This is a genomic window from Streptomyces sp. YKOK-I1, from assembly GCF_054660435.1.
Window position 1 is genome coordinate 6653226 of record NZ_BAAGDR010000001.1, and the last position, 12861, is coordinate 6666086.

Consider the following 12861-nt stretch of genomic DNA (forward strand, 5'->3'; position numbering starts at 1 on the left):
ACGGGGTAGGAGGGGTCAGCCGGCCGGAATGAGGCGGTCGCCGTCCGCGATCACCTCGACGCCCAGGCGCAGATCGCGGCTGGAGCGGCCGACACGCAGCCGGTAGAGGCCGGGCGGCGTGTGCCAGGCGCGCTTCCGGGTGTCCCAGACCTGGAAGACGCGGCTGGGCACGTGCACCTGGGCGGTGGTCCGGGCGCCTGCCTCCGCCCGCACGGTGGTGAAACCGGCGAGCAGGCGGACAGGCCGGTCAAGGCCGTCCTGGGGCGGCTCCAGGTAGACCTGGACGACCTCCCGGCCCTCCCGTGGGCCGGTGTTGGTCACCTCCACGGTCAGCTGGAGTCCGTCTCCGCCTGCGGGGCAGGTCAGGGCTGCGGCGGAGACGGACGGTTCGGGGAGGGACACGGACTCGTAGTCCCATGAGGTCCAGCCCACGCCGTGCCCGAACGGGAAGGCGGGATCAAGGCCCTGGCGGTCCCAGGAGCGATGGCCGACGTGGACGCCCTCGTCGTAGGCCACGATCCCCTCCCGGGGAAGGGCATGGGGCACCGGAACGTCCTCCGCACGGGCGGGCAGCGTCCACGGCAGACGGCCGGACGGCTCGGTGCGCCCGAACAGGACGTCGGCCAGCGCATGCCCGGCCTCCTGGCCCGGCAGCCACCCCCACAGCAGGACCGGAGCCTCCGACGCCCAGGGCAGCAGCACCGGGGCACCCGCGTTGACCACCACGATCGTGCGCGGGTTGGCGGCCAGCACCTTGCGCACCAGCTCGTCCTGCGGGGCCGGCAGATCCAGCCCGGTGCGGTCCCAGCCCTCGGACTCGATCTCCTCGTTGGTGCCCACCACGACCACGGCCACATCGGCCGCCTCAGCCGCGGCGGCCGCCTCGGCGATCTCCTCGTACGGCGTCGGCCCGGGCGGGGCATGACGCAGCTGGGCGGTGACGAAGCGGCCGTAGCCGCCGGCCTCGATCACGCGCAGGTCGATCCGGACGGACAGCCGACGCGGCTCGGGCCCCACCTCCACGTCGATGCCCCGCAACGCGGGGTGGTGGTGGGTGGAGTCGAGGATGTGCTCGACCCCCCGGTCGTCGTTGCCGGACAGGACCTCCTCGCCGTCGACCGCGACGGTGAAACGCCCGGTGCATCCGAACTCCAGCCGGTGCACTCCCGGTTCGGACAGCGTCAGCACGGTGTACAGGACGACGCGGCGCGTGGCCGCGCAGAAATCGTCGTACGACGTCCAGTCCCCGCTCGTCCGGACCGTGCTGCGCAGGATCGTTCCGTCGGCGCCGACATGATCCGCCCGCATTCCGGGAGTGCCGAAGCGGTCGCCCTCGCCGGGCACGGTGAGCATCGCGTCCGGGACGAAGGGCGGGCGGCGCCGGGAGTCCCCGCCCCGGTGCACCGTCAGCCGCACCTGTGACGGCAGCGCGGCACGCAGCCCCTGCTCGAAGGACACCGTGCGCACAGCGGGCACGAACGCGCTGCCGCCGCCCTGGAGGTAGGGCGCCACCGCGTTCGGGCCGATCAGCGCGACGCTGCCAAGGCCGTCCGCCGCCAGGGGCAGCAGCTTCGGCTCATCCCGCAGCACCACGGTGGCCCGGGCGGCGACCTCCCGCAGCAGCGCGAACTCCTCCGGCGCGGGCGAGGCGGCCTCCAACGAACCGGACGGCCTCGCGGGCATGTCCTCAGCGCGCGCCCCCTGCTCGCCGAGCCGGCCGGTACGGCGGGCCAGACGCAGCAGCCGGAGCACCTTGTCGTCGATGAGCTGCTGCGACACCTGGCCCGCGCGGACCGCGGCAACCAGGGCCTCGCCCCACGGGCCCTCCGGCCCCGGCATCACCAGATCCAGGCCGCCGGCCGCCGACGCCACAGTGGAATTGGTGGCGGCCCAGTCGCTGATCACGGGCCCGTCGAAACCCCACTCGCCCTTCAGCACCTCGCGCAGCAGCCGGCTGTGCTCGGTCATCGGCGCCGCCTGCACCCCGTCGTCGACCCCCGAGTACGCGGCCATCACACTCCACGGCGCGGCTTCGGCGAGAGCCTGCTCGAACGGGGCCAGATACACCTCGCGCAGCGTGCGCTCGTCCAGCCGGGAGCGGTACCGGGTGCGGTCGGTCTCCGAATCATTGGCCACGAAATGCTTCAGACAGGCGCCCACACCCCGCTCCTGCAGACCACGGACCACGGCGCCGGCCAACGTGCCCGTGAGCAGCGGATCCTCCGAGAAGTACTCGAAATGCCGTCCCGCGACCGGGGTGCGCTGCAGGTTCACCTCCGGCGCCAGCAACACGTCCACACCCTTGCGGTGCGCCTCGTTCGCGAACAGACCACCCAGCCGCTGTGCGAGCGCCTTGTCCCAGGTCGCGCCCAGCGCGCTGGGCGCCGGGGCCAGTAGCCCGGTGGCTTCGGGGTCGTCTCCGGTGCCCCGCACACCCTGTGGACCGTCCGACGTCGTCACCGGCAGCAGCCCCAGCCGGGGCTCGGCAGGCAGCCGCCACACGGTCTCACCCGTCAGCAACCGCACCTTCGACGGAAGATCCAGAGCGGCGACGCGACGGCGAAGCTCGGCGTCGACGGGCCAGGGAACACAGGACATGAAGATCCTTCCAAGCCTCTCCCCACCGCAAGCGGGCATGCCAAATCAGCCCATGCGCGACGAAGAGGAAGGCCGAGAAAAGTCGGCGGAACATTCAAGAAGGCAGGCGCGGTGCGGCACTCAGCGGCAGCACACCGCGCACCCTCTCCACCGCGAGGCAACCGTGCCTCGCGCGTCTGCAGGAGTTCGGATCAGCTCGGAGTCGGCTGGACGGTCGACCCCCGGACCACAAGAGAAGTGGCAAGGGAACACGAGGCGGCGGCCTGAGGCGAGCCGCGCACATGCTCCAGCAGCATGCGCACCGCCGACTCGCCCATCTCCCGCATCGGCTGACGGATCGTGGTCAACGCCGGGTAGGTGTAGGACGCCAGCTCGACGTCGTCGAAGCCGACCACGGCGACATCCCGAGGAATCTCCAGCCCGGCCTCCCGCAGCCCGGTCACGACCCCGGCCGCGGAGGCGTCGTTGTGCGCGAAGACCGCGTCGAAGGCCACGCCGTCCGCCAGCGCCCGCCGCACCGCGGCCCGCCCGCCCTCGAACAGGAACCCACCACTGAAGATGCCACGCCCGTCGACTGCGATGCCGGCCTCGGCGAAGGCATCGACGAAGCCCGCCAGCCGCTCCTGCGTACAGCCGTAGCCCTCCGGACCGGTCACGATCAGCGGACGACGACGACCGATCTCCAGAAGGTGGCGCGCCGCCTGCTCACCCCCCTCCCGGTTCGTGGTCTCCACATAAGGGAAACCCGGCCGGTGACCGCGATCGTCGATCAGTACCACCGGCAGCCCTGACGCGTGCAACTCCGCGATGTACCCGAGGGTTCCCTCAGGCTCGATCACCAGCAGCCCGTCGAAGGACTTGGCCGCGACCTGCACACCCACCCGACGCAGTGACTCCTCGCCGCGGTTGCCGGTCAGCAGCCGCATACCGAAGCCCTCACGCTCCAGCGTGTCGAGCACCGCCTGCACGACCGTCCCGGTCCACGCCCAGCTCATCTCCGGAACCAGCATGCCGATCACCTGAGTACTGCCACGCGCGAGCCCGACCGCCCCGGCACTCGGCACGTAGCCGAGCTCCGAGATCGCCTTGCGGACCCTCAGGACCGTGGCCTCCTGGATCTCGCCCTTGCCGTTCAGCACCCGCGAGACCGTCGTCTTACTGACGCCGGCCCGCGAGGCCACGTCAGCGATGGTGATGGCCACGCCACCTCCCCTCCCCATGCCACTGCGGGCAATGTTCGTCCCGCACCGAAGGAACCGATCCTACAGAGATCCGTGAAACCGGTACCGGGAGGGATTCCGGAACCGGTTTCGGAATCGGTTCCGGCAGTGAAGCACCGTGAGGCCCAACCGGTCAACACACCGGAACGAACTCATTCGGGGGATTTTCGCGCCCTCTGTGCCGAGCAGGGCGAATGGCCTGTCTGTACCCTGTCCACCCTGCGTACCGTGCAGATCGAGGTGCCCAGCGCATCTCCATCCTCGGATTCCATGATCAGCTGACATCCGCATGGCTCAACCTGGCCACCGTCACCCAGCCCCCTCCGGCATGGGCCGCTCAGCCGCTGAACCGGTCTTGGAACTCATCAACGACTCCGAAGCGGACCCGCGGCCGGGACATCGCCCTGCCCCCACCTCATCCCACGAGGAACCATGGCCCCGCCGCAGAGCTCTCACGGAGAGCGGGGAGGTCAGCGGGCAGCCGAACGGGACCGATGAACCAACCAACTCGAGATCGACCGCCTGGCGGCCCATTCCGCAGTTACGGATAACCGGGATTGCCAGTACACCTTGTCCCTGAGGCGTGGGATCGTTGCCGAGACATCATGCAGAACGCCATGCGCCCTGCGGTCGAGGGTCCGGAGGAGTCTGTCTCCGCGGCTTGACGTGCTGGATGTGCTGGATGAGTCCCGACGGTGCTGGATGGGTGCTGGATACGATCATCCGAAGGGGTGTTTTCGCAGGTGGGAGCGCTGAACTGAATGTTCCGCTTCAATGTCTGACGGGACGCTGAGCGCGGCGACCTTGATCTAGCAAACATGCAGGTCAGATGGGGTCCGGTCCTTCGGGATCGGGCCCCATCTTCTTGTGTCCACCAGGGCGGAGGGCCTTCCTTGTCTGCAGACCCCCCACCCCCTCGTCAGAAGTCCTCGGCGTCCTCGGAGTAATCGGGGTCCTCGGGGTCCTCAGGAAGTCGTTCGGGGTCCGTGACCCATCCCGTCGCGAGCACCAGCCGTGAGTGGCGGTGCAGGGCGAGGAAGCCGAACGGGCGGTCGAAGCAGGCCCGGACGGTCGTGACCAGCCACCGCACATGAGGCACACCGCAGCCGACCATGCCGAACGCGGTCACCACGCCCGCCTCGAACCCCGTCGCGCCGAACCTCGCCACCGCCGACTGCCCGCCCGCCCCGATCGCCAGGGGCAGGGTGCCGCTGATGCCGGGGAAGTGACCGTGCCCGGTGTCACGGGCCGTGGTGAGCCCGAACAGCTCGTGCCGCTCGAGCAGATCGTGGTCGGCGGTGATGTGGAACGCCGGTGTCGTCACCCGCAGCGTCGGCGGACGGGGCGTCTCGGAACGCTCCCTCGCCACCCGCACGCCGGGCCCCGCCGCGCCGTACGGCAGCCGTGAACCGGGCACCACCGGGTACCGTCGGGAGAGCAGCCCCACGCCGGCGCCCAGCACCTGGCCCGGCGTCATGTGCTCCTCGCCGAGCAGCAGATGGACGTCGAGGGCGTTGTCGCCGAGGACCTTCAGCTCGGTGACCTGGCCGTCGGGCGTGTCCGCCACGCCGATCCGGTCCAGCAGCTCGCTCACCCGCGTCAGGGCCAGCACGTCCCCCTCGGGCCAGTGCGGGGTGTGCAGCAGACCGTCCTCCTGGAAGGGCCGCAGCCAGCAGGTCCGCAAGGCCAGCGCGCTCGCCGGCACGAGCTCGGTACGGTCCGTCACCGTGACCGGCATCGCCTCCACCAGCCCACCGGTCCGTTTCGCCGCCCAGGCGTCCAGTGCCGTCGCGTCGGCCTCCGCGTCCCCGGTGAGCACCCCGTGCGCCCCGGCGGGCAGCCCCGCCGCCCAGGGCTCCCGCAGCTCCAGGGTCCGCTTCGTCCACAGGCCCAGGGCCGCGTCCAGCCCCCGCATCGCGTCCATCCCGGCGAGCAACTCCCGCGCCGCCCCCGCCGCCTGATCCGCCGGCACCCCGAGGGCGTCCGCCAGTTCCGCCCGCGCGGCCCCCTCGGCGCCGTCCGCGAGGAAGGCCAGCAGGGGCCAGACGCCCGCCGCCGAGAAGACCGAGTTCCCGTCCGCGCGGATCTCCCCCGCCCAGCGCGCGGCAAGCGCGTTCACCGCCCGAATCGTCGCGTTCGCGACCAGCATTCCGCCCCCATGAGTCACACGCTTACGATGCCGCCCAGTCGCGTCCGTCGCATCCGAGTTTCGCACCACTGTCGGACCCCGCTGCCAGACTGCCCGCACCCCGCCTCGATCCGCCCGAACCAGGAGCACGGTACTCGTGTCCATACCCCCGCCCCCAGGGCCCCAGCAGCCCGAGGACCCGTACCGGCCTCCGCAGCCGCACGGACCGTATCCGCAGGGGCCGTATCCCCAAGGCCCCCAAGCCCCCCAGGCCCCTTACGGTGCCGTGCCCGGGCCGTACCAGGTCTGGGGGCAGGGGTACACGCCCTTCGCCCGCCCCGCGCCGGTCAACGGGGTCGCCATCGCCGCGCTCGTGCTGGGTCTGCTCTGCTTCCTGCCGGCCGTCGGGCTGATCCTCGGGATCATCGCGCTGGTGCAGATCCGGAAGCGGGGAGAGCGCGGCAAGGGGATGGCGATCGCGGGCGCGGTCGTGTCCTCCTTCGGCCTCGCGCTGTGGGCGCTGTCGCTGTCCACGAACGTCGCCTCCGAGTTCTGGGAGGGCGTCAAGGAGGGCGCGAGGGGCAGCAGCTACTCGCTCGCCGAGGGCGACTGCTTCGACGTCCCGGGCCGCTTCGACCAGGATGTCTACGACGTCGACGAGGTGCCCTGCTCCGACCCGCACGAGGGCGAGGTGTTCGGCACGATCCCGCTGTCCGGCGACGACTACCCGGGCGACGGATACGTCACGGACCAGGCCGAGGACAGGTGCTGGACCCTCCAGGACGCGTACGCCATGGACCCCTGGGCGCTGGGCGACGAGGTCGACGTCTACTACCTGACGCCGACCGCGGACAGCTGGCGGTGGGGCGACCGCGAGATCACCTGCGTCTTCGCCCACACCGACGAGACCGGCACCCTGACCGGCTCGCTGCGCGCCGACGAGACGAACCTGGACGCCGACCAGCTGGCCTTCCTGAAGGCGATGGCCGCGGTCGACGAGGTCCTCTACGAGGAGCCCGAGGACTACGCGGAGGAGGACCTGGCCGCCAACGAGGACTGGGCGGCGGACGTCCGGGACGTGCTCGCCGAGCAGGCCGAGGCGCTGGACGGCCACACCTGGTCCGGTGACGCGGGGAAGCCGGTGGACGCCCTGGTCGAGGACATGCGGGACGCGCGGGCGGACTGGGCGAAGGCGGCCACCGCGGGGGACGCCGACAGCTTCTACCTGCACTACGAGAGCGGCTACGCGTACGTCGACGGCGACACCACCGTGGCCGCCCGCAAGGCCCTGGGCCTGGCCACCACCCCGCCCTCGTACGACGAGGACGAGTACGACGACGGTGGCGCCGGCTCCGGCACCGGCGGGAGCGGCAGCGAAGACGTGTGAGCGCGGCCATAGCGGGGAGAAACTGCCTGCGTAAAGCCTTTCCGAGGCACATGTCATCACATCGAGTGATTCTCTGGCCTTTGCTTGCATGGTCGAACCCACGGTTGCCACGCTGTAGCTGTCTGTACAACCTGATGGGAGCGGCCAGTGACATTCGGTGAGCAGCCGGCGTACCTGCGTGTCGCGGGCGATCTCCGCAAGAAGATCGTGGACGGCTCGCTGCCACCGCACACCCGGCTGCCGTCCCAGGCCAGAATCCGCGAGGAGTACGGCGTCTCGGACACCGTCGCTCTGGAGGCCCGCAAGGTCCTGATGGCCGAGGGCCTGGTCGAGGGCCGCTCCGGATCCGGTACGTATGTCCGGGAGCGGCCGGTGCCCCGCCGTATCGCCCGCTCCGGCTACCGGCCCGCGAGCGGGGCCACACCGTTCCGCCAGGAGCAGGCCGAGGCGCACGCCCGCGGGACCTGGGAGTCCAGCAGCCGGCAGTCCGAGGCGAGCGGCGCGGTCGCCGAGCGGCTGGGCATCAAGGCCGGGGACCGCGTGATGTGCACCAAGTACGTCTTCCGGGAGGCCGGCGAGACGATGATGCTCTCCACCTCCTGGGAACCCCTCGCCGTCACCGGCCGTACGCCCGTCATGCTGCCCGAGGAGGGCCCGCTCGGCGGGATGGGCGTGGTCGAGCGGATGCGCGCCATCGACGTCATCGTGGACAACGTGACGGAGGAGGTGGGCGCCCGCCCGGGCCTCGCCGAGGAACTCCTCGCCCTCGGCGGTGTCCCCGGCCATGTCGTCCTGGTCGTCCAGCGCACGTACTACGCCTCGGGCCGCCCCGTGGAGACGGCCGACGTGGTCATCCCGGCCGACCGCTACCGCGTCGCCTACCACCTGCCCGTCAGATAGCCCGCACGGCCGGGCCCGCACGGCCGGGCGCGGTGGGGGACGGTCCTCGGCCGTCCTTGCGGTAGCGCATCGCGGCGGGCGGCGCACACCCTTCCGGCAGTTGCCCCCGGAAAACGCCCGCACGGAGCGCGCCCGCACGCCGTCGGGATCCGGTCGTTTCCGGCCGTTCTCGCAGGTCGTCCCATATATGCCCGACCCGCCGCCGACCGGACGCGTCAGCGCGCCCGCACGGCGCGTTCGGCCTCGTGCGCCCCCTGCGTCTTGGCTGGTTGCGTACCTCTTTGTGTAAAGCCGTGTTCGCTGTGTAAAGGTAAGGCGTACGCTCGGGCATATGCGGATTGCGGTTTCCTTAGAGGGCGGGGCGCGGGCCGTGCCGCGCCGGGGAAGCGGAGGGGCGCGATGAACGAGGGCACCATCTCTCTGCCCTGGCTCGTCATACGGCAGGACGACAACGGCAATCGCTACCGCGTGGGCCGGTACGCCACCCGGGCGGAGGCCCAGAAGATCGCGGACAGCCTCGACGACCGGGGTCACAAGCAGCTCTACTGGGTCGAGCGCATCGGCCAGAGCCAGGCCCAGAGCGGAGACAGCACCCGGAACTGACCCACGCCCACGTCCCGTAGGCTCCGGCGCATGACCGAACGGACCGTGGTGGTCGGAGCCGCCCTCCTCGACGCGGGCCGGCTGCTCGCCGCGCGCCGCAGCGCACCTCCCGAGCTGGCCGGCCGCTGGGAGCTCCCCGGCGGCAAGGTCGAGCCCGGCGAGCGCCCCGAGGCGGCCCTCGTGCGCGAACTGCGCGAGGAACTGGGCGTCGACACCGAGGCCGTGGCGCGCGTCCCCGGCGAATGGCCCCTCAGGGCGCCCTATGTGCTCCAGGTGTGGACCGCCCGGCTGCGCCCCGGCTCCGCCGCCCCCGCGCCCCTCCAGGACCACGACGAGCTGCGCTGGCTCGCCCCCGACGAGATCTGGGACGTGCCCTGGCTGGACCAGGACGTCCCCGCCGTACGGGAGACCCTCACCCGGCTTGCCGCCCGGCCCCGCTGACCCGGACCGGTCCGCGCCCCGCCTTCCCCGGGTGCCGGGGCCGTCTTCCCCGGGTGTCCGGGCGGTACCGCCCTCTGGATACCGGGTATGTCCTCATTAACCCCATGAAACCGGACATGGGTGTACTCGCTGGCCCGGGAAGTGATCGGTGTGGTCGACACCGAAGACGGCTGCGCCGAGTGGACGTTCCCGGCGGACCCCGGCGCGGTGGCCACCGCCCGCCGCGTCGTGCGGGGCCGGCTGCACGGCTGGGGCCTCGACAGCCTGGGAGACATCACCGCCCTGCTGGTCAGCGAACTGGTGACCAACGCCCTGCGGCACGCCACCGGTCCCATCGGCGTCCGTCTGGTCCGCCCGGCCGGCCTCGAGGGCGTCCTGCTGGTCGAGGTCTCCGACCCGCTGCCCGACCCGCCCCGCGAGCGCGCCGCCCGGCCCGACGACGAGAGCGGCCGCGGACTGCAACTGGTGGCCTCCTCCTCCCGGCGCTGGGGAACCCGGCCGGGAGAGAGCGGCAAGACGGTCTGGTTCGAACTCGCGGTGCCGGGTTGACCGGGTTGACCGGGTTGACCGGGTGTACAGCGGGCGCTCCGCCGTCACCCGTCCGGTGCCCGTCCGCGAACGGTCCCGGAAGGTGTGGTTCGACCGCGTGCCCGCTGGTTAGAAGACTGGATGTGTTGTCGCGGAACGGTCCAAAAAAAGCCTGGACCGTGCTGTGATCGTGAACACCGTGTCGTGCGGCGCCGTAGTGCTGGATACTGCGGGCAGCCGCCGCCGGTGACCGGTGCCGGGCGCGGTGAGCTGGAGGGGACGGTTCGCGTGAGCGAGATACCAGCGAAGGCCACGGGGTCCGAGGACCCGTCGGGCGGCGCGAGGGCCAGGGCCGCAGGGGCGTTCGCTTCGGACGCGTCCCCGGCGGCATCTGAACGCGCGTTCGGCGGACTCGTGGACGGCGGGGCGGCACTGGGGGACGCCGTGTGGCAGAGCAGCCCGCCCGGCTCCATCTACGACTACATCAAGGTCGCGTCCTTCTCGATCGGCCCCGACGGGCTCGTCGACCAGTGGAGCCTGCGCGCCGAACAGATCTTCGGCATCTCCGCGGACCGTGCGGTCGGCATGGACCCCATCGAGGCGTTCATCGACCCGGACCTGCGCGAGCGCGGCGAGCGCAAGATGGCCGAGATCCTCGACGGACGGGAGTGGACCGGAGTGGTCCCCTTCCGGATGCCCGACCCCGTGCCGGGCGGCGGACGCGGCGAGCGCGGGCTCGCCGAGGTGTACGTCATGCCGACCCGCAGCCTCGACGGCGACAACGCCGCCGTGTGCATCGTCGTCGACGTCCTCACCCTGCGCAGCATCGAGACCGACCTCGCCGCCTCGCAGGCCATTTTCGGCCAATCCCCGTTCGGCTTCCTGCTGATCGACCCCGACCTGCGGGTCCGCCGCGCCAACCACCGCTTCGCCTCCATCTTCGGCGGCACCCCCGACGACCACCGCGGCAAGGGCGTCCACGACTATCTGCCCCGGCCCGAGGCCGAGCGGGTCAGCGCCACCCTGCGCCGGGTCCTGGAGACCGGCGACTCCATCACCGACATGCACGTCACCGGATTCGTCCCGGGCTCCGACGAACGCCGGCACTGGTCCATCAACCTGTACCGCGTGCACAGCGGCACCGGCCGCCCCATCGGCATCGCCTGGCTCGGCACCGACATCACCGCCCGCCGCGCCGCCGCCCGTGAGGCCGCCGCCGCACGGCGCAATCTCGCCCTTCTGAACGAGGCGGGCGCCCGCATCGGGAACTCCCTCGACCTGGAGACCACCGCGCGCGAACTCCTCGACGTCGTCGTGCCCGGCTTCTGCGACCTCGCCACCGTCGACCTCTACCAGGGTCTCCTGGCCGGCGACGAGACCCCGCCCGGCCTCGCCGACGGCAGCGCCGAACTGCGCCGGGTCGCCTTCTCCTCCGCCGTCTCCGACGCCCCGTACTCGGCCACCGGCGCGCCCGTCGCGGTCGGCGCGGTCCACCACTTCCCCTTCAACTCGCCCTGCGCGGACGCCCTGCGCACCGCGCGCCCCCAGGCCATCCCCGGCGAGGACGGCGGTCTCGTCCAGTCCACCCTCGCCATCCCGATGGTCGCCCACGACACCGTCGTAGGACTCGCGCAGTTCTCCCGTACGAAGGGCAGCGAGCCGTTCGGGGACCGGGACCGGGATCTGGCCTGGGAACTCGCGGCACGGGCCGCCGTCTGTATCGACAACGCCCGCCTCTACCGGCGTGAGCACGAGCGGGCGTTGATACTGCAACGGTCCCTGCTGCCCCCCGGCGACCCGGTCGCCTCCGGCCTCGACATCGCCTGCCGCTACCTCCCCGGCAACGCCTCCACGGACCGCCCCAGCGAGGTCGGCGGCGACTGGTTCGACGTCATCGAACTCCCGGGCCACCGGACGGCGTTGGTGGTCGGGGACGTGATGGGCCGTGGCCTGCGGGCGGCCGTCGCCATGGGCGAACTCCGCACCGCCGTACGGACCCTCGCGCTCCTCGACCTCGAACCCGCCGAGGTCCTCTCCGCGCTGGACGAGATCGCGCGCGGACTCGGCACCCCGGGCGGCGTCCAGCAGGCCACCCGAGCCGCCCGCCGCCCCCGCGAGGCCGACCTCTCCGAGGTGTACCTCGCCACCTGCGTGTACGCCGTCTACGACTCCGTCACCCGCCGCTGCACCTTCGCCAACGCGGGCCATCTCCCGCCCGTCCTGGTCGAACCCGGCGAACCGGCGCTGATGCTCGACGTCCCGCCGGGCATGCCGCTCGGCGTCGGCGGCGAACCCTTCGAGGAGGTGGAGGTCGACCTCCCCGAGGGCGCGCTGCTCGCCCTCTACACGGACGGCCTCGTCGAGTCCCGCGACCACCCCCTGGACGAGGGCCTCCAGGCCTTCGTCGGCGCCCTCACGGACCCCACCCGCCCCCTGGAGGACGTCTGCGACCACGTCCTCAACACCCTCGACACCCATCACGGCGAGGACGACATCGCCTTGCTGATGGCACGTGTACAGGGCCTCCCCGAGGACTCCGTCGGCGACTGGACCCTCCCGCGCGAGCCGCGCAGCGTCGGCCGGGCGCGCGAGTACGCCCGCACCCGGCTCCTCTCCTGGGACCTCGAACCCCTGGTCGACACCACGGAGTTGCTGGTCAGCGAACTCGTCACCAACGCCCTGCGCTACGGCGAGGGCGAGATCCGGCTCCGCCTCCTCCTCGACCGCACCCTGGTCTGCGAGGTCTGGGACGCGGGCCTGGTCCAGCCGCGCCGCCGCCGCGCCCGCGACACGGACGAGGGCGGCCGAGGCCTCCAACTCGTCGGCCTCCTCAGCGCGGCCTGGGGCTCCCGCCGCACCCCCCGAGGCAAGACGGTCTGGTTCGAACTCCCCCTCCCGGACGGCGAAACGGGCCTGACGGATCCGGCGGAGGCGTTGTTGAGTCTGTTCTAGGCGAGCGGGGTGAGCCGGGGCCTCGACGCAGGGTGCTCAGTAGGGGATCTCGCCGGTCCGGGAGTACTCGCGGCGAGAGGCGGAAAGGGCCACTGCTGCTCCGG

General features: G+C 71.9%; 9 protein-coding genes. 6 read left to right on the forward strand and 3 right to left on the reverse strand.

Annotated elements, in window-relative coordinates; all coding sequences use genetic code 11:
* Nucleotides 1-15 precede the first annotated feature (15 nt).
* The 3 genes from ACYQ8Q_RS29785 to ACYQ8Q_RS29795 all read right to left on the reverse strand — a co-directional run bounded on the left by ACYQ8Q_RS29785 (nt 16) and on the right by ACYQ8Q_RS29795 (nt 5967).
* Complete coding sequence (locus ACYQ8Q_RS29785) at nt 16-2598, reverse strand: beta-glucosidase family protein (protein ID WP_460069077.1); 2583 nt, start codon at nt 2596-2598, stop codon at nt 16-18.
* Between the two features lie 191 nt (nt 2599-2789).
* The gene (locus tag ACYQ8Q_RS29790; protein WP_460069080.1) at nt 2790-3800 is read right to left on the reverse strand and encodes a LacI family DNA-binding transcriptional regulator; all 1011 of its coding nucleotides are present in this window, start codon (nt 3798-3800) and stop codon (nt 2790-2792) included.
* A gap of 937 nt (nt 3801-4737) precedes the next feature.
* Nucleotides 4738-5967, reverse strand: coding sequence for a serpin family protein (locus tag ACYQ8Q_RS29795; RefSeq protein ID WP_460069082.1), 1230 nt, complete (start codon nt 5965-5967; stop codon nt 4738-4740).
* A gap of 265 nt (nt 5968-6232) precedes the next feature.
* On the opposite strand from ACYQ8Q_RS29795, the gene ACYQ8Q_RS29800 reads away from it, so the two are divergent.
* From ACYQ8Q_RS29800 to ACYQ8Q_RS29825, 6 genes are all read left to right on the forward strand, one after another.
* Nucleotides 6233-7333, forward strand: a complete 1101-nt coding sequence (locus tag ACYQ8Q_RS29800; RefSeq protein WP_460069085.1) for a DUF4190 domain-containing protein — start codon at nt 6233-6235, stop codon at nt 7331-7333.
* Nucleotides 7334-7480: 147 nt separating this feature from the next.
* Entirely contained in the window at nt 7481-8233 is a 753-nt protein-coding gene (locus ACYQ8Q_RS29805; RefSeq protein ID WP_358999503.1) for a GntR family transcriptional regulator, read from the forward strand.
* A 399-nt stretch (nt 8234-8632) separates the two neighbouring features.
* Nucleotides 8633-8836: an SPOR domain-containing protein gene (locus tag ACYQ8Q_RS29810; RefSeq protein ID WP_059202651.1), complete on the forward strand. Its 204-nt coding sequence runs from the start codon at nt 8633-8635 to the stop codon at nt 8834-8836.
* Between the two features lie 30 nt (nt 8837-8866).
* On the forward strand, nt 8867-9277 hold the full coding sequence (locus ACYQ8Q_RS29815; protein WP_460069087.1) for a (deoxy)nucleoside triphosphate pyrophosphohydrolase: 411 nt from the start codon (nt 8867-8869) through the stop codon (nt 9275-9277).
* A gap of 141 nt (nt 9278-9418) precedes the next feature.
* Nucleotides 9419-9826 (forward strand): ATP-binding protein, encoded by a 408-nt coding sequence (locus ACYQ8Q_RS29820; RefSeq protein ID WP_460073543.1) that lies wholly within the window; start codon nt 9419-9421, stop codon nt 9824-9826.
* Nucleotides 9827-10093: 267 nt separating this feature from the next.
* Nucleotides 10094-12757, forward strand: coding sequence for a SpoIIE family protein phosphatase (locus ACYQ8Q_RS29825; protein WP_460069090.1), 2664 nt, complete (start codon nt 10094-10096; stop codon nt 12755-12757).
* Nucleotides 12758-12861: the final 104 nt, after the last annotated feature.

Bases quoted from the DNA above. Each gene is read 5' to 3' on its own strand.
- ACYQ8Q_RS29785 (WP_460069077.1), bottom strand. From the start codon at position 2,598: ATGTCCTGTGTTCCCTGGCCCGTCGACGCCGAGCTTCGCCGTCGCGTC.
- ACYQ8Q_RS29795 (WP_460069082.1), bottom strand. From the start codon at position 5,967: ATGCTGGTCGCGAACGCGACGATTCGGGCGGTGAACGCGCTTGCCGCG.
- ACYQ8Q_RS29810 (WP_059202651.1), top strand. From the start codon at position 8,633: ATGAACGAGGGCACCATCTCTCTGCCCTGGCTCGTCATACGGCAGGAC.
- ACYQ8Q_RS29815 (WP_460069087.1), top strand. From the start codon at position 8,867: ATGACCGAACGGACCGTGGTGGTCGGAGCCGCCCTCCTCGACGCGGGC.